The sequence below is a fragment of the Sporosarcina sp. QA0331 genome, from assembly GCF_055808055.1.
The window spans coordinates 965,115-989,480 of the sequence record NZ_CM147850.1; the positions used below are offsets into that span (position 1 = coordinate 965,115).

Below are 24,366 nucleotides of genomic sequence, written 5' to 3' on the forward strand. Positions count from 1 at the left end.
GTGGAACAGTAAGAAAGTATCAATTACTCTATTAATCGAAAGGTGTGGTTTGAAATGGCGAATCAGAAAGGACGAATGGAACAAATTGAACAGTTGGAAAGAAGCTGGCAGGAGGAACGTTGGTCGGGAATCGAGCGCGGATACAGTGCCGAGGACGTCATCAAATTACGCGGATCTGTTCAAATTGAGCATACGTTAGCGGAAAGAGGGGCAGAGCGGCTTTGGAAATCGCTGCACGAAGAGAATTTCATCGCTGCTCTCGGCGCATTGACGGGCAATCAAGCCGTCCAACAAGTGAAAGCGGGACTCAAAGCGATTTACTTAAGCGGTTGGCAAGTGGCAGCGGATGCGAATGTGGCAGGACAGATGTATCCCGATCAAAGCCTATATCCGGTGAACAGCGTACCGAACGTTGTGAAGCGGATCAATCAAGCCCTGCAGCGTGCAGATCAGATCGATCATGCGGAAGGCAGGACGGACGAATTCGATTGGTTTGCTCCGATTGTCGCTGACGCGGAAGCCGGATTCGGAGGTCCACTAAATGTGTTCGAATTAATGAAAGCGATGATTGAAGCGGGAGCTGCAGGCGTCCATTTCGAAGATCAACTCGCTTCCGAAAAGAAATGCGGTCACCTCGGAGGAAAAGTTCTTCTCCCGACACAAAACGCAGTCCGGAATTTAATTTCAGCGAGACTAGCGGCTGACGTATTAGGTGTTCCGACAATCATCATTGCGAGGACGGATGCCGATGCAGCGGATCTGATCACAAGCGACATCGATGCTCGGGACCATGAATTCATTACCGGGGAGCGGACGCCGGAAGGATTTTACCGGACGAAAGCCGGTATTGAACAGGCGATTGCCCGCGGCCTTGCATATGCGCCATACGCCGATCTCGTCTGGTGTGAAACGTCGACACCTGATCTCGAGGAAGCGAAACGTTTTGCGGACGCTATCCATGAAAAGTTTCCAGGCAAAATGCTCGCTTATAATTGTTCACCATCTTTTAACTGGAAAGCGAATTTGGATGACGAAACAATCGCCAAATTTCAGCGGGAGCTCGGCAAGATGGGGTATAAATTCCAATTCGTCACGTTGGCAGGCTTCCATTCATTGAACCATAGCATGTTTGAATTGGCCCACGGCTATAAAACTGACGGGATGGCGGCGTATTCAAAGCTGCAGGAAGCTGAATTTGCGAATGAATCAAAAGGATATACGGCGACCCGCCATCAACGGGAAGTCGGAACGAGCTATTTTGATGAAGTTGCACAAGCTATCTCGGGAGGCACATCTTCAACGACAGCTATGAAAGGGTCGACAGAAGAGGCGCAGTTCGTCTAATCCAAATCCATACATTATACGAAAGGATGATTCAACTGACTATTCAACAGGAGCGTTTCAATATGGATGTGCTTGGTGAGATGACTGTAGCCACGGAGGAAATTTTAACGCCTGAAGCGCTTGAATTCATTTATAGCTTGCATGAGCAATTCAATGGCAGGAGGAAAGAACTGCTTGCAGCGAGGGAATTGAGGCAGCGAAGATTTGATGCTGGCGAGAAACCTGGCTTTCTCGAGGAAACAAAGCATATTCGCGAGGGAGATTGGACGGTCGCACCGATTCCATTTGATCTGCAAGATCGGCGGGTTGAAATTACAGGACCTGTCGATCGGAAAATGATTATCAACGCCCTTAATTCCGAAGCGAAGGCGTTCATGGCGGATTTTGAAGATGCAACTTCGCCTACTTGGTCGAATATGGTTGAAGGACAGCTTAATCTGAAGGACGCTGTGAGACGGACGATTTCATTCGAGCAGGCGTCCAATGGAAAGAGTTATTTTTTGAATGAAGAAACAGCAGTGTTAATGGTAAGGGCACGCGGACTGCATTTGGACGAAAAGCATATTCTCATCGACGGCGAGCCGATGGCGGGAGGGTTTTTCGATTTCGGACTTTATTTCTTTCATAACGTAAAAGAATTGATGGGGCGGGGCACAGGTCCGTACTTTTACTTACCGAAGCTCGAAAGCCATTTGGAGGCGAGGCTGTGGAATGAAGTATTTGTCTTCGCACAGGAAAAGTTAGGTATACCGACAGGCACGATCCGGGCGACGGTGTTAATTGAAACGATTCCGGCTGCATTCGAGATGGATGAAATCTTGTATGAATTGCGAAATCACATAACAGGACTAAACTGCGGGCGTTGGGATTATATTTTTAGTTTCATTAAAAGACTTCAGGGCCAGCCAAATGTCATATTGCCGGATCGCGGTCAAGTGACGATGACGTCGCCTTTCATGAGAGCTTATACGCAACTTTGCATCCAAACATGCCACCGGCGCAACGCGTTTGCAATGGGGGGGATGGCGGCACAAATTCCTATCCGCAATAATCCTGAAGCGAACGAGGAAGCATTCCGGAAGGTCGCAGAAGATAAACATCGTGAAGTGACGGACGGACACGACGGAACATGGGTCGCACATCCGGGGCTCGTCCCAATTGCGTTGGCTGAATTCAATGCTCATATGGAAACACCGAATCAAGTCCACCTGAAACGTGAAGATGTGCAAGTGACAGCTGCAGATTTGCTGGAAGTGCCGATTGGGACGATAACGGAGGAAGGATTGCGGATGAATTGCAGCGTCGGCATCCAGTACATTGCTTCGTGGTTGAAAGGGAATGGAGCTGTGCCGATCAATCATCTAATGGAAGACGCAGCAACTGCGGAAATTTCCCGCTCCCAAGTATGGCAATGGATCCGTCACCCACAAGGCTGGCTAGTTGACGGCAGAGAAATCAATATTGAATTGTTCAAAGATATTTTTGCGGATGAAATGAAGAAATTGAAAGAAGCAGTAGGCGAAAAGGAGTTCCGTTTCGGCAAATTTAACGAGGCAGCCGATCTGTTCGTCGAATTGACGCTGCAAGATGAGTTCGAGGAATTTCTGACGCTGCGTGGATATACAAAATTATCATAGGAAAAGGAGGAGGTTCATAATGGTGAAAACGACAGGCGTGAAAGGGAAATCGAAAAAGTATTGCCAAGAATGCGGGTGCGAAATCGTCGAGAAAGTTGAATCCCTGCTCTATGAGTGCGAGCGCTGCATCGGCAAACATAAGGAATAAGACGTGGCCCGGTCTCCCTTAGAGGAGAACGGGTCATTTTAGTAAAAGGGTTTCACTCCCTCTCTGGCGAATGATGATGATATGATAGAAGGGAATAGTAAATGTAAAGGGGATGTTAGGATGCGTAATGAAGAGATGCTTTTAATTCCTGGACCTACGCCGGTCGTCGATTCGATTTACGACGCAATGGCAAGTGAGACAAGAGGGCATACTGATCCTCGCTTCGTCGAAATTTACAAGCGTTCGATTGAGCGTACACGCGAGATGTTCAAAACGGACGGGGAAGTATTTGTCATCGCTGGATCAGGGACAATCGGCATGGAAATGGCGCTCGTTAATACGGTTGGTGCCGGAGAGCGGCTGTTAGTCATCAGCCATGGCTATTTCGGAGACCGTTTCATCCAGCTCGGGAAGGCATTCGGAATTGAAATCGATGTCCTCCAAGCTGAGTGGGGCAAACAAGTTGCAGCTGAAGAAGTGGAGCGCCAATTATCGGAGCATACATACAAGGCGGTGACGATCACGCATGCAGATACGTCCACCGGAGTGGCTGCCAACTTGGAGAAGCTTGTCCCGATCGTAAAAAAGCACGGCGCGCTCGTAATTTTGGACGGGGTTTGCGCAACTGCTGCGATGGAAGAAGATATGAGCAAGGACTATGGCGAAGCAGGATATAAGATTGATGTCGTCCTGACTGGCTCCCAAAAGGCAATTGGTGTTCCACCGGGACTTGCGATTGTTGCATTCAACCAAACTGCATTGGAAGCGCGCAAACAGCTCGGACGCATTCCAGCTTATTATTGCGATATTGAAAATTGGATTCCAATCATGCACGATCCGTCCAAATATTTCGCGACGCCTCCTGTAAACTTGATTTATGCTTATGACGAAGGGATGAAACTTGTCCTTGAAGAAGGATTGGAAAAGCGTTATGCAAGACACGAGGCATATGGACACGGCGTAAGGGATGCACTCCGTAAATATGGCATGGAGCCATTGGCGAACGAAGAAGTTGCCGCATCGACATTGAGCTGCTTCCTATATCCGGAAGGAATCAATGACGCTGAATTCCGTGCCGCTTTGGCGAAGGAAGGACTCGTTGTCGCAGGCGCGTTGGCGCATTTGGCAGGCAAAGCATTCCGCGTCGGCCATATGGGCAACACTTCGGAACAAATGCTCATTTCAGCAATCGAAAAGATCGGCGAAGCGTTGAAAGAAGCCGGTCGCGATGTGTCGATCGATCAAGCCGTTAATCAATTCAAAGAAGCGACAGCATCGCTCGTTTAATAAAATCAAGCCCCCCATTCCATCGCTTGGGATAGGGGGCTTTTCAATCCTCCTGAAACTCCTTCAACACTTTTACCGCCACATCCGGTACATCTGTAAATATCCCGTCTGCGCCGATTTCAATCATATGTCTAATGTCCTTTTCTTCATTCACTGTGAATGGATGGACATGCAGCCCTTCTTCGTGAGCATTCTCCACTAATTCTTTTGTTGCTACTGTCTTATCGATACCGATGCCTGAAGCGTACTTCGCAACATTCCCCAATCTCTTTTTCGTTAGCATCGTTTCATTTTTCGCCGAATACAGTTGTATAAGCGGAATGGCCTGCTCCTGTTCATGGATTTTCATCAAAGAATTGGCATCGAATGATTGCAGGATCACTTTTGGCATTTCTGCGTCATCCAAAGGTAACAGCCCGAACTCCAGCAGCTGCCCGAGCAACGCTTCCTCGATTCCCGGGTAAGAGGCGGGTGATTTCAGTTCGATATAATAATTGACATCATCTTGGAAATACGAAAAAATCTCCTCCGTACTGACAATCCGCAACGGGTCAATTTCAAGTGGGAAAGAAACCGGCAGCTTCCCGTCGTAACCCGATTCGCGCTGTACATCCTTCAACTCCTGAAACTCGGCCTGCGCTACCGTCTTCTTGCCGTTCGGCGTATGAACGATGGAATCGTGCATGGAAACAAGTTCCCCATCCTTCGTCATATGAACATCCAATTCAATATAATCGGCTTCCATCTGGACTGCCAATCCATAGGACAATAAAGAATGCTCCGGCGCGTAGGCGGAAGCCCCGCGATGTGCGATCACTAAAAATTTATCTTCAGGTAAGGAAGTCGCTTCTGAAGTAGTTGAACATGCTGCAAGAAGGGCGAGTAAGACGAGAAGTATTCCTTTTTTCACGTATATTTCCTCCTTGGTCGTAAAGTAATTGTAAAGAATGAGAAAAAAGGAAGGAATTATGACTTCTTTTAGCGAAATGTGTTACTAGACTACTTTTTCAGACTACTAGAAAACTTTTAGCAGAAAGGATTTTGATCAATGAAACGGGTTGAACTGATAGACGTCTCTAAATCATACGATAAGCAAGTGGACGTTATATCCAATATAAACGTAACGATCGAGCCCGGCGAGTTTTTTGTCCTTGTCGGTCCTTCAGGCTGCGGTAAAAGTACGATGCTCCGTATGATTGCAGGCCTTGAAGAAATTACAGGAGGAACATTGAAAATTGGAGAGAAAGTCGCGAATAATCTATCACCCGATAAACGTGACCTTTCTATGGTTTTCCAAAACTATGCCCTTTACCCGCATTTGTCGGTCCAGCAAAACATTACATTCGGCCTCGATGTAAAGAAGATGAAAAAGGAGGAACAGCGGAAAAAGGCGAAAGAAGTGGCAGAAATGCTAGGCTTGACCGAATATCTCGACCGGAAGCCGCGTGAACTTTCCGGAGGCCAGCGACAACGGGTAGCCTTAGCGCGAGCGATCGTCAGTGAAACGCCAATCTGCCTGATGGATGAGCCGCTTTCGAATCTTGATGCGAAGTTGCGTGCCCATATGCGCTCCGAAATTAGAAGGATACAAAGAAGTCTTGGCATTACGATGATTTACGTCACCCATGACCAAGTGGAAGCGATGACGATGGGTGATCGAATCATGATTCTCCATGAAGGGAAGATCCAGCAAATCGGCAAGCCGATTGACATTTACAATTATCCTGCAAATCCATTCGTCGCGACGTTCATCGGATCGCCTCCTATGAATCTCGCTAAGGCGGAATACAATGAATCGACTAGACAGCTCGTTATCGGCAATGAATTCAAGCTGAATGTCCCTGTCGATGAAATCGGAACACTCCCAAGGACTTCTATGACAGTCGGAGTTCGTCCTGAAAACCTTCATCCTGTAACGCCTGAAACTGAGTCAGAGGACGTTTTCCATGTCGAAGTGACGAATGTCGAAATACTTGGGAATGAAACGGTCTTTTCATTCAAACTCGGCGAGGAGGAATGGATGGCGAAATGGACCGGCCAATGGCATATCGGCATCGGCGATCGTCTGCCAGTTCGGATGGAATTTGAATCATTGTCCATCTTTGACGAGCAGAGTGGGGAACTCATTAAGAAAACAATTGACTATGGCAATTATGTTACGCAGCAAGAGGTGTCGTCATGACCCGGTTTGCAACAATGTGGAGGAAATCCATAGACGGCAGGACAGCTGCCCTTTATTTATTGCCATCTATCATTCTATTTTCCGTCTTCGTTTTTTATCCGATGTTCCGGACGCTCTATTTAAGCTTTTTCCTGACAGATCAAACGGGTAATGCCGCCATCATGGTTGGATTTGAAAACTTTCAATACTTGCTTGGTTCGTCCGAATTCCAAAATAGTATGAAAGCGACAGCGCTTTTCGTATTGTATACTGTTCCGATTACAATCATTCTGGCGTTGTTCTTTGCATTGCTCGCTAATGAAAAATTGAAGGGAATTGGATTTTTCCGGACGATGTATTCGTCGACGATGGGCATCTCCGTCGCTGCTTCATCCGTCATTTGGCTGTTCATGTTCAATCCGAGCATCGGGATGTTCAACCGATTGCTAAGCGTCTTTAATTTCCCGCAAATCCAATGGCTTCTCGATCCGGAATGGGCACTATTATCCGTATCGATTTCGACAATTTGGATGAATATCGGTTTTTCATTCCTCATTCTTTTAGGCGGTTTGCAAAACATCGACGAGCATCTTTACGAGAGTTCGAGAATCGACGGTGCGGGCTATTTCTATCGGTTGAGACGCATTACGTTGCCGATGCTATCGCCGACGTTGTTTTTCATTATCACCATTTCCTTGATTAACGCGTTCCAGACATTCGGCCAGATCGATATTTTGACGAAAGGCGGTCCTTCGCAGTCGACGAACTTAATCGTCTACTCGATCTATCGGGAGGCGTTCATCAATTACCAGTTCGGAACTGCCAGTGCGCAAGCCGTCATTTTATTCCTCATCATATTAGTTGTCACCATCCTCCAATTCAAATTGGGTGAAAGGAAGGTGCATTATCAATGAAAATGGGGCTCGCTTCGAAAATATGGATCTATTTCTTACTGATTGTCACTTCGGCATTCGTCTTCTTCCCGGTATTGTACGCATTCATGATTTCATTCATGACGGGTCCGGAGATCATCCAAGGAAAGTTTTTCCCGGAATCGATCAACTTTGACAATTACGTCAAAGTGTTCAGCCGGTTGCCGTTGCTGAACTACTTGCTGAATAGCTTTATCGTCTCTGTGAGTGTCATGCTCGGTCAGCTCGTCGTCTGTAGTCTGGCTGCTTATGCGTTCGTCTTCTTCAAGTTCAAAGGGAGGGATTTCATTTTCTTCCTGTTCATATCGACAATGATGATTCCTTGGGAAGCAACGATGATTCCGAACGTGTTCACGATCCGTAAGCTTGATTGGTTCAACACGTATCAAGGGCTCACATTACCGTTTTTTGCGCTTGCATTCGGTACATTCCTTCTTCGCCAGCATTTCCTTACGATACCGAAGGAACTGCACGAAGCTTCTCAAATCGCAGGGCTGAGCCGATTCCGCTTTTTCTGGCGGGTTGTCCTCCCTATTTCGAAAACAAGCCTTGTCACGTTGGGCGCCTACGGTTTCCTGACGACTTGGAATATGTATTTATGGCCGCTGCTCATAACGACAAACCAATCTGTTCGGACTGTACAAATCGGCCTGAAGCAGCTGCAGTCCCAAGAAATCGCAACCGAATGGGGGGTGGTCATGGCAGGAGTCATCGTAGTCATCATACCGACGCTGCTTTTACTGTTCATCGGACAGAAACAGCTGCAAAAAGGGTTATCCCAAGGTGCATTAAAGTGATCAATTCTACCAATTAAAAGGGGTGCATGGAAATTGAAGAAACTAATCAGTTCTTCTCTATTTTGGATGCTGATTCTTGCGGTTGCACTTTTGACGGCATGTACGAACAGCGATAGCGATAAAAATACGGATGAACCAACGACGAATGACTCGACATCCGGAACGGAAGGGACAAATGATGATAGCGCCGCGTCCGGCGAAAAAGTGACAATCGAATTTTGGCATGCGATGTCAGGCACTGGGCAAGAGTCGATTGACGCCATCGTCAAAGGGTTCAATGAATCTCAAGACAAATATGAAGTGAAGGCAGAATTCCAAGGATCCTATGAGGAATCGTTGACAAAGCTCCGCGGTGTCGGCGGTACGAAAGATGCTCCAGCCATTACACAAGTGTTTGAAGTCGGAACGAAATATATGATCGACAGCGGCTATATCGAGCCGATGCAAAAGTTCATCGACGAAGATAATTATGATCTTTCCCAGCTTGAGGAAAATATTTTGAACTACTACCGTGTAGATGGCGAGCTTTATTCAATGCCGTTCAACTCCTCAACGCCGGTAATGATCTATAACAAAGATGCTTTCAAAGCAGCTGGACTCGATCCGGAAAAAGCTCCTGAAACGTTCGCAGAAGTGATCGATGCGGCGGCGAAGCTGAAAACGGATGAGATGTACGGGTTTTCCATGCTGACATACGGCTGGTTCTTCGAGCAGCTCGTAGCGACGCAAGGCGGCTTGTATGTCAATGAAGACAACGGAAGATCGGGCGATGCAACTGAGGCTTTATTCAACGGTCCTGAAGGGCTGAATGTATTCCGCTTCCTCGATACGATGAATAAAGCAGGCACATTTGGTAACTTTGGAACGAATTGGGATGATATCCGTTCCGCATTTGCAACGGGTAAAGTTGCGATGTATATGGACTCTTCCGCTGGTGTAGCAGGTGCTATCAATAACGCTCCATTTGAAGTCGGCGTTGCTTACATTCCGCATGCGGATGAAGTTCAACGAAACGGCGTCGTTATCGGCGGTGCTTCGTTATGGATGTCAAAAGGAATTGCAGAAGAAGAGCAGGAAGCGGCTTGGGAGTTCATGAAATACATGACAACGCCTGAAGTCCAAGCGAAATGGCATCTCGACACAGGCTACTTCGCTATCAACCCTGCAGCATATGACGAGCAAAGCGTTAAAGATAAGTGGGCGGAATTCCCACAATACAAAGTGACAGTAGATCAGCTTCAAGACACGATTCCTGGCCTTGCAACACAAGGTGCGCTCATTTCTGTATTCCCTGAATCAAGACAGCAGATCGTAACGGCCTTGGAAGAACTATACCAAGGGAAAGATCCGCAAGAAGTGCTTGATAAAGCTGCAGAAGGAACAAATCGTGCAATGGAAATTGCGAACAAGACAAAACAATGACAATAGGCTGTCCGGTAATCGAGTGTCGATTGCCGGACGGCTTTTTCGGAATGAAATAAGTGAATGTATATTCATCCATATTTCCAATTATGGGGATATATAGAATATCGGATTAATAGAAATGGTTTTACGTGCATCATTGCACTTAAAATAAAATTACAGTAGGGGAGATGGAATCATGTCTTTCATTCGAAAAGCGGGAATGTGGATTGCCGTCATGGCGCTTGCATTCAGCGGTTTTTCAATGTCTGTCGTAAAAGCGGCAGGAGCTCAAGATGTGACACGCGGGGAATTCATAGCAGCCGTCGTGGAAGCGCTTGAACTGGAAGTGGGAGATGGAAGCACGATCGAATTTACGGATGTCGACGAAACGTTGGCTCCTATCATTGAAGCGGCACAACAACACGGATTTATAAAAGGTGCCACTTCGACCGAGTTCAAACCTGATGAGAAGCTGACTCGTGAGCATGCGTTTCTAATCGCATCACGTACAGTGAAGTCGGAGGAAGCCTATCCGGTCACGTTATTAGATCGTTTCAAAGATAAGGCGGACTTCAAAACTGATGAACTGGAAGAACTGGCGAAAAGTGTCGGTTTGGATCTGTTTAGAGGCTATGAGGACGGTACTGCGAAGCCGCAGCAAATCGTAACAAAAGGCCAAGTGAAGAAAATAATCGACAGGATGCTCGCGGTGTATAATGCTGCACATGAAGTGGAAGAAACGAATAAAGACGCAGTCGCTTTACGTATTCTCGGCACGAGCGATTTGCATACGAACTTTGTAAACTATGATTATTATCAGGACAAGCCGACGAATGAATTCGGATTGGCGAAAACAGCTCTTCTAATTGAAGCAGCACGTGCAGAAAACCCGAACAGCCTATTATTCGACAATGGAGATTTGATTCAAGGAACTCCGCTAGGCGGATATAAAGTGTCTGTCGATCCTTTGGAAAAAGGAGAGCTGCACCCTGCACTCGCAGCACTGCAAGCTCTCGACTTTGATGCTAGCACATTAGGGAACCACGAGTTCAACTACGGACTCGACTATTTGGATCTCGTATTGGCAGAATCACCATTCCCAATAGTAAATGCAAACGTCTATGATGCTGAAACAGGCGAGAACCGCTACACGCCATACGTCATCATTGATAAAGAAGTCGTAGATGGCAATGGAGAAACTCATGAGCTGAAAGTCGGCGTCATCGGTGTCGTAGCTCCAGGCATCATGCGTTGGGACCGTTCCCATCTTGAAGGGAAAGTGACTGCAGAAGACGCGGCGGATACTGTTGAAAAATTCGTTCCTGAAATGAAAGAAGCAGGAGCAGATGTAGTCATCGTCCTATCTCACTCAGGTATGGGAGATGAAATCCATACGAAAGAGGAAGATGATGTCGCCTACCAAATTACTGCAATCGATGGAGTCGATGCAGTTCTAACAGGCCATAACCACTCCGTATTCCCTGGTGATTATGCGGATCTGAAAAACGTCGACAGTGAAAATGGTACTGTCAATGGAACACCGATCGTCATGCCGGGCAAATTCGGAAGCCATTTGGGCGTGATGGATCTTATTCTTGAAAAAGACGGCGATAGCTGGAAAGTAGTAAGCGGCAAAGGGTCACTCCGTGAAATCGATTCCGAGTCCGATGCGGCTTCGGAAAAAGTGATCGCAGCTGTGAAGGAAGCTCATGAAGGCACAATCGAGTATGTCCGCAGCCCTGTCGGCAAAACGACATCTGCGATTACGAGCTATTTTTCATTAGTGAAAGATGATCCTTCCATTCAAATCGTAACAAATGCACAAAAATGGTATGTAGAAGAGCAATTGAAAGGCACAGAGTATGAAAGCTTGCCGATCCTTTCCGCAGGTGCTCCATTCAAAGCGGGCGGACGCAATGGGGCAAACTATTACACGGAAATTCCTGCGGGCGAAGTCGCCATTAAGAACGTCGCTGACTTGTATGTATACGACAATACAGTGAATGCAATCGTTCTAACAGGCGCGGACGTGAAGGAATGGCTTGAAATGTCTGCGGGTCAATTCAATCAAATCGATCCTGCTTCAACAGAACAGCAAGATTTGGTCAATCCTGAATTCCGTACGTACAATTTCGATGTGATTGACGGCGTGACGTATGAAATCGACGTCACACAACCGGCGAAATATGATTATGCTGGCAAAACGGTCAATGCAGATGCAAACCGTATCGTCAATTTACAATACGACGGCAAGGATATTGATTCTGAACAGAAATTTGTCGTTGTAACGAATAACTACCGCGCTAGCGGAAGCTTCCCTGGCGTCGTCAATGCATCCGATAATATCGAATATGCATACGAAAACCGTGAAGCGATCATGGATTACATGATTGCAGAAGAAACGATCGACCCGTCAACGGATGACAACTGGAAGTTCGTTCCGGTCGCTGGCGATGTAAAAATCGTATTCGAAACATCAGAGAAAGCGAAAGACCTCATCCCGACAGATAGTGGAATCGAATTTGTCGCACCGACAAAAGACGGTTTCGCTAACTTCTCCATCCAATTGAAATAAGTAGTTGATCGTAAGAAGAGCAGGGAATATTCCTTGCCCTTCTTTTCGATTAAAAGATAGGATTATGGGTATCGTTATGGTAAGAATGAAAGTGGAGGAGTTGCTCACCATGAAGGACAACCGTTTTCAAACGAACCCTAATGATGAAAAGGGAGAAGCATTCACAGGAATGCCAAACGCCAAACGTTACCCAGACTTCGAGCCCGAACAGGACGCGGACAAGCAAATGATGCAATATCGCAATTCAACCGAATGCAGAGAACAGCCAACGGATCATAAATGGGAACAATAATACTAAGGCCTATGCTTCTTCCCGAAGAAGCGTAGGTTTTTTTATGTCTTCCATAATTTTCAAAGTTGGAGTATAGTGTGAAAGAGACTACTAATTTTACGACTGGGGATAGTTGTTTGAAACGTATTGCTATATTGTCCTTAGCATGCAGCTATTTATTAACTGGGTGTATAAAAAATAAAGAAGAATTCGTCCGTCCCGATGACTTTGCCTTACTACAATGCAATCCGTTTGCTTTGAATTTGAATGAAAAATCTTCCGACATGACAATCGGCATGATTGGGGACATCCTGTTGCATTATCCGCTTTATACATACGATAACTATGAGATTTCGTTCAGTGCAGTGAAAGACGAGATGAACGACACCGACTTTCTGCTCGCGAACCAAGAATCATTGCCGGGTGGAAAGGAGCTTGGATTGTCTGGCTATCCGCTGTTCAATAGTCCGAAGCATATTATTCGAGATTTGAAAGCGAATGGTGTCGATCTGCTATCTATCGCTAATAACCACACGCTCGACCGGAAGGAAAGCGGCTTGTTAAAAGCAATCGGTCATATGAATGAATATGAAATGCCATATATAGGTGCGTATAAGTCTATTGAGGACCGGGATACTAAGCGGATCTTTGATGTGAAAGGCGTGCGCATTGGCGTTTTGGCCTATACATACAGTTTGAACGGAGCTGCTATTCCGAGAGGGAAGGGATATTTAGTTTCATTAATCGACAAAGGCCGCATGGAAACGGAAATTAAGGAAATGAAAGAAGAAGTCGATATTACGGTCGTCTCCATTCATTGGGGCGATGAATATACGTTGCAGCCTTCCTCGCGCCAAGAGGAGCTTGCTGAGTGGCTTTCGTCGGAAGGTGTTGACATCATTTTCGGCCACCATCCTCATGTATTGCAACAGCATACGAAAATAGGGAATACGGAAGTGTTTTATTCGCTAGGAAACTTCTATTCCGCGCAAGCATTCGATTCGACGAACATCGGCGGCATTGCAAAAGTGCATGTATCGACTATGGAGCTAGCAGGTAAACGCTTCGTGCAAATAGATAAATCGACATTTTATCCGACAGCTGTCGTCAAGGACGAAAATAAAAGATTTATAGTCTTACCATTGAAAGATGCCAATACTCAATCTAGTTTTAATGAAGAATGGGCGACGAACCATGTTGGCCTTCCTTCTAAATGAAAACATGCCCTCTGCTTTGCAGAGGGCATATTCTCATCCAGCTTCGGGAGGCAAAAAGATTGCCTTAATTTCTGCAAAACCGCAGAAATACGGCAAATCGAACCTTACACAGTTCGATTTGCTCGGGTCATTAGTCGTGCCGGCTGCACGGCAAAAGGCGCCGTTTCGCCACTCCGTCTTATGCCTGTCGCAGCTAGACGCCCCCTCCGCTTTTGTCTGTTATTCGGCTTTTTTCACTTGTTTCGTATTGTAAATATAGTTCGAAACGATTTTTGCAGCTTGTTGATGTGTTGTGAATTGATCCGGCATGAATTTTCCTTCGTAGCCAGTAGCGATTCCAAGTTCATGCAACATAGAAATTGCATTTACCGCATCATCTGCATACTTTCCGAAATCGGAATAAGGTGCTTTCGCAGAAGCAGTATATTTCTCGCCAGTATAGTTTTCAAATGCACGTTCAAGAATTAAAGCGAATTGTGCACGTGTCACTTTATCGTTCGGGTTGAATTTGCCGTCATTGCCTTTAACGATGCCATTTTCGTAGGCAGCCGCAATATCAGCTTTCAAATCATCGGAAAGTCCGTCAAGATCCGAGAATGGCGCTTTGCCTTCCGCTGTTAAACCGTTCGCTTTGACGACCCATGATACCATTTCAGCACGTGTAATTTGTACGCCTGGTTTGAATGTTGAATCCTTCGTCAAAATGTCGCGGTAGTACAGATCAGAAATGTATGGATATGCCCAATGTCCAAGTGATACGTCGCTGTATGGAACTGTTGCAATGATTCGACCTTCAAGCCCTGTTGTAACGTTGCCTATCGATTTAATATGATTAGCAAGGTTTTCCCAGTCGCTGAAACCAGGTTCACTTGCACGGCCATCTTCGTACGCTTTTCCAAGAGCTTCAAAGCCGTCTCCACCTTTAGCAGTGAAAACGTTCGTTGCCGCTTTGTACATCTTGTCCGCTTCCACTTCTTCGCCATTGATTTTCAATGAAACAATTCGTTTGCCCGGCTCCGCAGTACCATCAAAGATTACTTGCATGCCAGCGACATGAAGGAACCCGCCGCTTTCCTTTGGATATTCCTTAACAGAATGCTCGAATGTTTCACGAAGTTCCGCACCGCTCAATTCCATGATCGCTAGGCTGTTGCCGAATGGCAGGACAGTGAGGACTTCACCATAAGTGACTTCGCCCTTGTCGATGGAAGTACGGATGCCACCGCCGTTTTGGAATGCAATGGCAACGTCAGGGTCGATTTCCTTCGCTTTTGCAAGCATTCCATCTGTAATAATGTTTCCTAGATTCGTTTCACCTGCACGGACGCCGCCCAAATCGCGCAAGCCGCTTAGGAATACATCGGCAACACCGCCGGTAGGTGAGTTTTTGATCGCTCCAACCTTATCGGCGTATGGCTTCAGCATTTCTTCAGCTTCAGTGTCTTTTTCTCCTTCTTTTGTGTCGACTTCATGAAGAACTCCGTTGTACTCTTTGATTACTCCATTTTCATCGAATGTAATATCCAATTGTCCAAGGAATTTTTGATGCTCGTTTGCTTGTACAATGATAACTGGTCCTGCTTCGCCTTCAACTTCATACGGTTCATCCAATTTGGTATGTGTGTGACCGCCAACGATAATGTCGATGCCAGGAACATTTTCAGCAAGCAATTTATCATTATCGACAGCATCGCTATCGTTAAACCCGATATGTGTCAACGCAATAATCTTATTGACGCCCATCTCTTCAAAAGCTTCAACTGCAGCCTTAGCTTCAGTGATGTAGTTTGTGAATATTATTTCTTTTGGACTGGAGATATCCACAGTTTCTTCAGTCGTCAAACCGAAAATACCGATTTTTTCCCCGTCCACTTCCTTTACAATCCCGTTAAAGATCTTACCGTTCTCAGACTCCTCGGTTACTTCACGTAATTGAAGGCCCTCAAAATGGCTGTCAGCAGAAAAATCGACGTTCGCCGAAACGAATGGAAATTCCGCTTTTTTAATGAAGTCAGCAAGTCCTTTATGGCCGTCTTCGGAACTTCCAAGATCAAACTCGTGGTTTCCAAAAGTCATTGCATCGTAGCCGAAATAATTCATGAATGCAAGGTCGGCTTGTCCTTGGTATTCATTGAAATAGAGGGATCCTGAAAATACATCGCCTGCATGCAGCAATACGTTATGCGGCACTTCCGCTCGTTTCGCTTTCAATAGTGCGGAGAAGTAGGGGATGTTGTCCAATTGCGCATGAGTGTCATTCGTGTGGAACACCGTCATTGAGAAATCTTTTGACGCTTCTTCTGCGGAAACAGCAGCAGGAGTAATTCCCGCCATACTGAACAGCAACATGGACGCAGCCGCGCCTTTAAAATACTTCGTTGACATAATGCACCTTCCTTTAATGGATTTTTCTCCACCAGTATTCCAATATAATTAACAAAGCTGGAATAATGATGAAAACTATTCATTTTAAGTTTATCATTATCATATTTAAAGGACAAATGAATTTTCCGTAAATTTATAGGTTCATAGAAAAAGCCGGGAAGAAGTAAATTCACTTCTTTCCGGCATAATAGATCACTGTGCTGCGTAATATTGTACAAGCCCTTGATAGATTGCTTCTGCGTAAATTTCTACGTATTGATCACTCGATAACTTATTGAAATCATCAGGATTCGTAATGAAACCCAGCTCAACAAGTACAGCAGCAACATTGTTATTACGAATAACATAGAAACGTTGGTCGCGGACACCGCGATCATTCATATTGGCGTCCTTCACAAGATTTGTTTGAATCTTGCTTGCCAACAGCTTGCTCTCTGAAGCATTCGGATTCGTGGAAGAGTCATAGTATACTTCCGCTCCTTTTGCTGCTGATGAGCCTGCTGCATTCACATGGATGGAGACGAAAGCTTCTGCATAATGTTTTTTAGCGAGCTCTGTACGCTGTTCCAATGTCAAATACGTGTCATTTGAACGCGTCATCACTACCTTTGCACCTGCATTCTTCAACTTGCTTTCAACAAGCTTTGCAACCTTTAATACAACGGTCTTTTCATTTAATTTATTGCTCGAAGCGCCAGGGTCTTTTCCGCCGTGACCAGCATCGATGACGATGATTCGATCCTTCAATGGATTGCCTGTCTGGTTGATAAGCTTCAAGTAATTTTTATGGACATAGCCAGGACCGCTTTGCAAATTGATTTTAGCCCAATTGCCGTTTATTGATTCGATAGTAACCTTCTGGTTGAGTGATAGCTTTCCTACGACAGCAGATGTGCCATCAGGTGATTTTCTAACATTCAGCACTTTGGCTGTTACTTTTCCGACCAATCCGCTAGTGGGGGAGGAGTTGTCCAACTCTTCCTCAGGCTCAGTCACTTCAGGCTCGGATACTTCAGGCTCTTCTGGTTCCTCCAAAGCTACATCATCGTCGGATGGTGTTTCAGTTCCGACTTCAACTGTGTAACGGCCATGAATATATCCATTTTTACCGTCGATTAGTATGAGTAGCCAGTCGCCTGTCTGTCCAATGACTTCGACGATTTCGCCATCTTTCAATCGACTGACCACATCACCGGTAACTGCCGGATGAGTACGGACGTTCAAGTTGTCTCCGCCAGTTGACACTTTCGCAAAATATGTTCTCGAAGTCTGTTCAGGCAATTTGACAGCAAGCTTATAGTTGTCATTTAAAGCACGGGCTACAAACAATGCAAATTGCGAACGAGTTAAGAGATCATTCGGCAGAAACTTGCCGGCATCACCTTGTGTAACGCCACCGTAGTACAAACCATTGATTTGTTTTGCATAAGGGTGGTCTTTCATGTCGGTTAGCATAAGCGGACGATCGACTGTCACGTTCTCTGAAAGATTGAAAGCGACGGAAAGGGCATATCCCATTTCATCCCGTTTCAATTTTTCATTCGGACCAAAGCTTCCGTCGGCTTTTTTCTTGAAATAGCCGAGTTCCACTGCACGGCTTGCAAATTCATATTGCTCAGTGCCTGGTTTCAGATCTTTGAACTGTACGTTTGGCGTAGGCATGTCCTTTTTGCCGGAAGCAATGACGAGCATCTTTGCCGCATGAGCACGTGTCAAATTGTTGCCGGGATTGAACTTATCTGCTTGATTGACGATACCCAAATCAGCTATGTAATGTACTTGTTCGTAATACTCCTTCTGAGGTGAGATATCCGAGAATTGAAACTTTGCCGAAGAATGTCCAGGGACGATGGAAACAAGAGCGAAAAACAGTAAAGCAATAGCTGCCCATTTAAACGTTTTCATGGTGTCCTCCTAAATAAGATGTAGATTAAGTTTACCAGTATTATCAACGTAAATCTATAGAGAATTTACTATTTTAATAGAGTTGTTTTGAAAAAAACCGAGTGTCCAATACTACGGAACACCCGGTTTTTAGGCTATCAATGAAGACGATCAAGAATCTTCTGGAACTGCTTTTCAGTCAATTTATCGTTAAGACCGAAAGATCCATCTTCATATCCGCTTGCAATATGGTTATAGGCTAGTATATTGATATATTCATTAGCCCAATGATCTGCAGGAACATCAGTGAAAGATGTATTTGTAGAACCTTGTAGATTGAAAGCTTCTACGATGACTTTTGCCATTTGCGCACGAGTCAATGAATCATCGGGATTGAATTTCCCGTCATTTCCGGTAAATAGACCGGCACTTGCTACTTTCGAGATTGCCTCGTATTGTGGATGATCTGCCGCTACGTCAGAGAATGATACATCAGTCGCGTTTGATTCTAGGCCAAGTTCATTTACGAGCGTCTCTGCTATTTTAGCGCGAGATACATAGTTAGGTGCAGTTGCCGTCGGTTCTTCGAAGGCGACTGTTTTGTCATTCTTGAAATCCGCGACGCGACGTGCGCCTAAATAACGTTTAGCCCAGTATGCAGGGTCGTTGACGGAAGAAATCATGACACCTTTGGATGTCGAAGCATGGATGAATCTGCTGGAGCCGATATAGATTCCGACGTGTGAGACTCTGTTCCCGAAAGTGTTGAAGAAGACAAGGTCTCCAGTTTTAAGATCGCTTTTCTTAACAGCTGTTCCCATAGCAAACTGTTCGCCAGTCGATCTTGGAATATTGATGCCTTGCTTTTTAAAGACGAATTGCGTATATCCTGAGCAGTCGAATCCGGAAGTGGTTGTGCCTCCATAGGCATAAGGCGTTCCTATGTAGGTCCGCGCTGTACTGACGAGCGAAGTCGGTGAATTCGCTGAGGCCATGGCTGGTATGGACGTTGCTAACAAAAAGCATGCCAAAAACGAGAAAAACAGTTTCTTCATATGGTTCCCAAATTCCCCTTTCGCACGTTTACATACAGTGTGCTTTTATCTGAGAACATCCTACCATAGCTAAACCTTCATTTCGGTTACAGTTACATTACAATAACGTTACATTCTTCGACTAGTGTCGAAAATGCGCTCATATCAACGTTTCTTAAAGGGTGAATTTTGTAGGAAAGTTTAATTATAATAAAAAACTACTGTTATTCATCAATTTTCATCATTTTTTTAGGTATTTCACCCTGATTTTCAACCTAGCGAAAATGGTATATGACAGACATGTTACAAAAATGAAAGGAACATACTTATGGTATAATCGTTTAATGTGTATAGAGTAAAGACTTACAGTAGATGGGATGAGAAATAAATGCGCAGAATCGCAGTTTTCAGCAATATGTACCCTTCGGAGAAGCACCCGACGTTCGGTATTTTCGTTAAAAATCAGGTGGAGCTGTTACGCTCAAAAGGAATTCAAGTCGATCTTATTGCAATCGATGAGCCAGGAAAAGGGAAAGCCGCCACTTTGAAAAAATATATAGCTTGGTTTCTAAAGTCGATCGGTTTTTTATTACGCAATAAAAGGCATCTATCGTTGACACATGCACATTACGCATTTCCGACAGGAGTCCTTTCATTAATAGGAAAGAAACTTTTCGGAATCCCGTACGTTGTGACCGTGCATGGCGGAGATATCGATAAAATGGCCGCGAAAAGTGAGCGTATCGCGGATTATACGCGAAAGGTCCTACAAGGGGCGGAAGCGGTCATTACGGTAGGGGAACGATTGAAGAACGATGTCATCACAAGATTCGGTGTAAAGGAAGAGTATGTCCACGTCATGAGCATGGGTGTCAATACGGAGATCTTCCAACCGATGCCGAAAGAAGCTGCGCGTAAAGAGTTGGGCATTCCTTCGACCGAAAAACTACTATTATTCGTCGGGAATATGATCGAAGCGAAAGGCGTGCTCGACCTTGTCGATGCGTTCCACATCGTGCGTAAAGATCATCCTGAGGCTGCACTTCATATGATCGGGTCGAGTAAAGACGAAAGATTCATGGAAACATTGGCGAAGCGGCTGCTGTCGAACGATGTCCGGATTTCCCATCAGGAACCGTTGCCACAGAAGGAAATTACAAAATGGATAGCTGCAGCGGATGTTTTCGTTTTGCCTTCTCATCATGAAGGCTTCGGGCTTGTTGCGCTCGAAGCGATGGCGGTCGGAACAACGGTAGTCGGAACTGACGTCGGTGGCCTTTCATTCCTACTTGACAATGAAGCCGGTATTCTAGTTGAACCGAAAAACCCGGAATCTCTTGCGGTCGGATTGAAACTAGCATTGGAAGAGCCATCGGAAGCGAGACAGAAAATCGCCGAAGATAAAGTGGCGGAACATACGTATGATGTCATTGCCGAACGATTGACGGCAATCTATGACGCTGTGTCGAAAGGAAAGAATGCAAAATGAGTAGAATGATGAAAATCATCGGCACAGTTGCCATCATCAATATCGTTGCTAGGCTTTTTGGCTTTTTGCGTGAAGTGGTCATCGGGAAACAGTTCGGGACAAGCGCAGCGGCGGATGCAATTGCTACTGCCTATACGATTCCGAATTTCATTTACCTCGTCGTAGGCGGTGGGCTGACGACGGCTTTCATTTCCGTTTATCATTCATCGAAATCAGATAAAGAAATTTTCGTCCGGAGAATGTTCACGTCGGTATTGATGGCCGCGACGATTATCACGGTCCTTGCTGTTATTTTTGCAGGCCCATTATTGCGGATCGCATTTAATGATTTATCGCCTTCACAATTTGAATTGACGTATACGCTATTCCTATGGATGATGCCTTCAACGATCATTCTCGTTCTTTCGACATGGATGAGCGGTTTATTGAATCTGAACGATAAATTTAAGCTGTCGAGTATTGCAATCCTCGTTTACAATGCTGCATTCGTCATCATTTCTGCACCTCTCGTCAAATGGTACGGTCCGACTGCATACGGAATCGGAGCTTTATTAGGTGCGGTGCTGATGGGCGTCTTTTTATTCGCTGGCATCAAAAAAAGCAAGCTCTATTCACTGAAGCCAACACTTGGCAAGTCGGAAGATGTGAAGCGAGTATGGATCATCGCATTGCCGATTCTACTAGGCGGCGCATCGATGCAATTCTATGCGTTCATCCATAGAATTGCTGCCGCTGGATTAAGCGAAGGCGTCATCTCAGCTGTCAACTACGCGTCCAAGCTGAGTAACTTCCCACAAGCAATTATGATGACAGCTGTCACGACTGTTATCTATCCGATGTTAAGCAAGAAGGAAGGCGAAGGGGATAACGAAACGATTAAGAAACTGTATAAAAAAGGAATGCTCCTGCTAGCTGCATTAATTGCACCCGCAACAGCAGTCGCCTATTTCTTCGCAGATCCGCTCGTTCGTATCATTTTCGAACGTGGAGAATTCGACGAAGCATCGGTGTTAATTACAGTTCCGATCTTCAAGGTATTCGCGTTGTCAATGTTCTTCCTTGCGGCGAACACATATGTGACTCGTTTCTATTACGCAAAAGGCAACTCGATGCTGCCTGTCATCTTCAGCCTTATCAGTGTGCTAGGCATTAATATTGCTATCATTTATTTGTTCATCGACTCTCTCGGTCCTACAGCAATCGCATACGGAACCGTCATCAGCTCCGCTATCAACTTACTCATGCTCGTTATTTATGCAAGGTTGAAATGGAAGCTGTAAACAATATATCCCGCCGCAGATCGACTGCGTGCGGGATATTTTTTATCTATTATTCCACATCGATTTGAGCTATTCTGAATAAAAGAAGAAACGAGATTAGGAGAGATGACGATGTCTATTGAAAAACAGATAGGGGAATGGTTCGACCATTTTCATGCGAATCCAGAAATTAGTTGGAAAGAGGTTGAAACGACGAAGAAGATTGCTGAAATTCTAACGAAAATGAATGTACAGCACCATACATTCGATGATGTGACTGGCGTAGTGGCGGAAATCGGAAGCGGGGATCGGATCATCGCAGTACGGGCCGATATCGATGCGCTTTGGCAAGAGGTGGACGGTGTTTTCCGGGCGAACCATTCGTGCGGGCATGACGCCAATATGTCAATGGTGCTCGGCGCGCTCTCCTTTTTGCAAGAGCGACAATTAGGCAGTCGCATCCGTTTCATTTTCCAGCCGGCGGAAGAGAAAGGGAATGGGGCTAAATCGATGATCGAAAGGGGAGCGATCGATGGTGTTTCCCATTTATTCGGCGTACATTTACGGCCGCAAGAAGAGACTCCTTTCGGCAAAATATCGCCTGCGATCCATCATGGAGCTGCACTTTTCCTTGAAGGGAAAGTGATAGGTGCGGATGCTCATGGTGCACGGCCGCAGCAAGGGAAGAATGCGCTTGATCCGATATTCGCGATTGCACAATTCCTGAAAACAATCCACTTCTCGCCGTATGAAGCATATTCTGCAAAATTGACGAAAGTACAGGCGGGTGGCGAAAGCCTGAACATCATTCCAGGGAATGCCCTGTTTGCTATTGATACTCGTGCCCAGTCTAACTCGGTGCTGAATGAATTGAAGGAGCGCATCGATGCTGGAATCCATTCGATCGCACAGCTATACGGTGTACAGATCGAATTGAATTGGTCGGATTATACGCCTGCCGCAGAAGTGTCCGAAGAAGCCGCTTCTATTGCGAAGGAAGCGATTGTGGAGGCGCTTGGGGAAGAGGCGCTTGCACCTGCCATTATCACATCAGGCAGCGATGACTTTCATTTTTATACGATTCACAATCCTGAGCTAAAAGCAGCCATGATCGGGATAGGAGCGGATCTAGGTCCAGGCCTTCACCATCCGAATATGACATTTAAGCGAGATGCGCTCGAAATGGGAGCGAAAGTGTTGGCGGCGACGTTGGCAAAAGCTTCATTTGGCGTATAAAAACAAAAACTCCATCTACCGGACGAGCGCCGGGAGGATGGAATTTTTCAATATATCATCTATTAAGTTTAATCAGAATTAAGTGAAATTTAATTGCTTATTGAGCATATTTAAGTATAATTATTGATAGACTCCTTTTTTCATAGCGTCAATACCTCCATAAGAGCTCCATTTTTCTTCATTTTTGTAAGCGCTTACGAGAAGGGAAATTGAAAAAATGAGGGGGAACGAAAGTGAAAAGAAATCGTGTAAAAGTATTAATGTTCATGCTGCTAGGTGCTTTGCTTGTTTTATCAGCGTGTAGTGGAGGCGGGAAAAAGAATATTGCAATCGGCCCGCCAGCAAGTGAAACGAACAATCTCTCCAAAATCATTTTGGATGCTTATGGAATTGGTGACGGCGACTATACAGCGTTCCAAGAAGGTTTCGGAGATGCAGCTGACGGCGTTCAAGACGGCAATATCGACATCTCAATCGGAATTTTGGGTCTCCCAGCGGCAAGTATCGAAAGCTTGCAAGCATCTGCAGGAGACGTGAAAATGTTAAGCCTATCTGATGAAGCAATTAATAAAATCGAAGAAGAATCGGGCTATCAACGTTTCACAATTCCTAAGGATTCCTACGATTTTTTGACAGAAGATGTGGAGACTGTAACAGCCTACGCTATATTAATGGGTAACACAGACACGATCGACGAAGAACTCGGCTATGAATTAGCAAAAAGCATGATTGAAAATGCAAGCGAAAATACGCATGCGCAAGCAAAACAAATGATTTTGGAAAATGCATTGAATGGTGCTGAAGGGCTGTTAATCCACCCTGGCGCGAAAAAGTATTACGAGGAACAAGGTTTGACGGTCGATAATGAAGTGGCCGAACTGACAGCTACAGCAGGGGATCGAAAAGAAGAATTTACGCTAGGCACAGGCAGTCAAGGAGGAACGTATTACCCGCTTGGCGGTGAGATGGCAAACCTTTGGAATAAGTATATTGACGGTATTAACGTTACAAATATGGAAACAGGGGCTTCTGTAGAAAACTTATCGTCAATTAGCCAAGGCCAAATGGATTTGGGCATGACGGTCCATGTTCCTGCACTGAACGCTCGAAACGGAAAAGCTGATTTTGAAGGTAATCCTGTGGAAAACGCAGCGTTCATCGGACATATTTATCCAGAAGTCGTCCAAATTGTAACGAGAGAAAAAACGAAAATCAGCAGCTTTGAAGATGTGAAATAAAGGTTAATTTGAGACGGTAAACCGGTTCATTCCAACATAATATAGTCAGATCGAGAAAGGCGGCAAAA

19 protein-coding genes are annotated in these 24,366 nt (G+C 45.4%); 15 read left to right on the forward strand and 4 right to left on the reverse strand.

The features are described 5' to 3' along the window. Positions 1-54: 54 nt before the first annotated feature. From aceA to AC0L13_RS04605, 4 genes are all read left to right on the forward strand, one after another. Positions 55-1,344: an isocitrate lyase gene (gene aceA / locus AC0L13_RS04590; RefSeq protein ID WP_473644434.1), complete on the forward strand. Its 1,290-nt coding sequence runs from the start codon at positions 55-57 to the stop codon at positions 1,342-1,344. A 62-nt stretch (positions 1,345-1,406) separates the two neighbouring features. After that, entirely contained in the window at positions 1,407-2,981 is a 1,575-nt protein-coding gene (aceB, locus tag AC0L13_RS04595) for a malate synthase A (RefSeq protein ID WP_473644437.1), read from the forward strand. 19 nt (positions 2,982-3,000) lie between these two features. Next, positions 3,001-3,129, forward strand: coding sequence for a protein YhfH (locus tag AC0L13_RS04600; RefSeq protein ID WP_473644439.1), 129 nt, complete (start codon positions 3,001-3,003; stop codon positions 3,127-3,129). A 120-nt stretch (positions 3,130-3,249) separates the two neighbouring features. Further along, entirely contained in the window at positions 3,250-4,416 is a 1,167-nt protein-coding gene (locus tag AC0L13_RS04605; RefSeq protein WP_473644441.1) for a pyridoxal-phosphate-dependent aminotransferase family protein, read from the forward strand. 43 nt (positions 4,417-4,459) lie between these two features. Here AC0L13_RS04605 and AC0L13_RS04610 read toward each other — a convergent pair whose 3' ends face one another. After that, entirely contained in the window at positions 4,460-5,326 is an 867-nt protein-coding gene (locus AC0L13_RS04610; protein ID WP_473644443.1) for a glycerophosphodiester phosphodiesterase family protein, read from the reverse strand. Positions 5,327-5,464: 138 nt separating this feature from the next. Here AC0L13_RS04610 and AC0L13_RS04615 point away from each other — a divergent pair, with 138 nt between their 5' ends. From AC0L13_RS04615 to AC0L13_RS04645, 7 genes are all read left to right on the forward strand, one after another. After that, positions 5,465-6,598, forward strand: a complete 1,134-nt coding sequence (locus AC0L13_RS04615; protein ID WP_473644445.1) for an ABC transporter ATP-binding protein — start codon at positions 5,465-5,467, stop codon at positions 6,596-6,598. Further along, positions 6,595-7,491, forward strand: a complete 897-nt coding sequence (locus AC0L13_RS04620; protein ID WP_473644447.1) for a carbohydrate ABC transporter permease — start codon at positions 6,595-6,597, stop codon at positions 7,489-7,491. The genes AC0L13_RS04615 and AC0L13_RS04620 overlap by 4 nt, the downstream gene beginning before the upstream one ends. Positions 7,492-7,493: 2 nt before the next feature. Beyond that, complete coding sequence (locus AC0L13_RS04625; protein ID WP_473646848.1) at positions 7,494-8,306, forward strand: carbohydrate ABC transporter permease; 813 nt, start codon at positions 7,494-7,496, stop codon at positions 8,304-8,306. Positions 8,307-8,339: 33 nt separating this feature from the next. Further along, positions 8,340-9,728, forward strand: coding sequence for an ABC transporter substrate-binding protein (locus AC0L13_RS04630; RefSeq protein ID WP_473644449.1), 1,389 nt, complete (start codon positions 8,340-8,342; stop codon positions 9,726-9,728). A 178-nt stretch (positions 9,729-9,906) separates the two neighbouring features. Beyond that, the gene (locus tag AC0L13_RS04635) at positions 9,907-12,285 is read left to right on the forward strand and encodes a bifunctional 2',3'-cyclic-nucleotide 2'-phosphodiesterase/3'-nucleotidase (protein WP_473644451.1); all 2,379 of its coding nucleotides are present in this window, start codon (positions 9,907-9,909) and stop codon (positions 12,283-12,285) included. Between the two features lie 109 nt (positions 12,286-12,394). After that, positions 12,395-12,577, forward strand: coding sequence for a hypothetical protein (locus AC0L13_RS04640; RefSeq protein WP_473644453.1), 183 nt, complete (start codon positions 12,395-12,397; stop codon positions 12,575-12,577). A 116-nt stretch (positions 12,578-12,693) separates the two neighbouring features. Continuing rightward, positions 12,694-13,773, forward strand: a complete 1,080-nt coding sequence (locus tag AC0L13_RS04645; RefSeq protein WP_473644455.1) for a CapA family protein — start codon at positions 12,694-12,696, stop codon at positions 13,771-13,773. Positions 13,774-13,992: 219 nt separating this feature from the next. Here the strand turns inward: AC0L13_RS04645 and AC0L13_RS04650 are convergent, their stop codons facing one another. The 3 genes from AC0L13_RS04650 to AC0L13_RS04660 all read right to left on the reverse strand — a co-directional run bounded on the left by AC0L13_RS04650 (position 13,993) and on the right by AC0L13_RS04660 (position 19,097). Further along, on the reverse strand, positions 13,993-16,158 hold the full coding sequence (locus AC0L13_RS04650) for a 5'-nucleotidase C-terminal domain-containing protein (RefSeq protein ID WP_473644457.1): 2,166 nt from the start codon (positions 16,156-16,158) through the stop codon (positions 13,993-13,995). Between the two features lie 192 nt (positions 16,159-16,350). Next, complete coding sequence (locus AC0L13_RS04655) at positions 16,351-18,063, reverse strand: N-acetylmuramoyl-L-alanine amidase (RefSeq protein WP_473644459.1); 1,713 nt, start codon at positions 18,061-18,063, stop codon at positions 16,351-16,353. A 137-nt stretch (positions 18,064-18,200) separates the two neighbouring features. Further along, positions 18,201-19,097: a C40 family peptidase gene (locus AC0L13_RS04660; protein ID WP_473644461.1), complete on the reverse strand. Its 897-nt coding sequence runs from the start codon at positions 19,095-19,097 to the stop codon at positions 18,201-18,203. Between the two features lie 367 nt (positions 19,098-19,464). Between AC0L13_RS04660 and AC0L13_RS04665 the strand changes: the two genes are divergently transcribed. From AC0L13_RS04665 to AC0L13_RS04680, 4 genes are all read left to right on the forward strand, one after another. Beyond that, on the forward strand, positions 19,465-20,565 hold the full coding sequence (locus AC0L13_RS04665) for a glycosyltransferase (protein ID WP_473644462.1): 1,101 nt from the start codon (positions 19,465-19,467) through the stop codon (positions 20,563-20,565). Continuing rightward, entirely contained in the window at positions 20,562-21,845 is a 1,284-nt protein-coding gene (gene murJ, locus AC0L13_RS04670) for a murein biosynthesis integral membrane protein MurJ (RefSeq protein ID WP_473644464.1), read from the forward strand. The genes AC0L13_RS04665 and murJ overlap by 4 nt, the downstream gene beginning before the upstream one ends. A gap of 111 nt (positions 21,846-21,956) precedes the next feature. Then, positions 21,957-23,060 (forward strand): amidohydrolase, encoded by a 1,104-nt coding sequence (locus AC0L13_RS04675; RefSeq protein ID WP_473644466.1) that lies wholly within the window; start codon positions 21,957-21,959, stop codon positions 23,058-23,060. A gap of 233 nt (positions 23,061-23,293) precedes the next feature. Then, positions 23,294-24,298, forward strand: a complete 1,005-nt coding sequence (locus AC0L13_RS04680) for a TAXI family TRAP transporter solute-binding subunit (protein ID WP_473644468.1) — start codon at positions 23,294-23,296, stop codon at positions 24,296-24,298. Positions 24,299-24,366 lie beyond the last annotated feature (68 nt).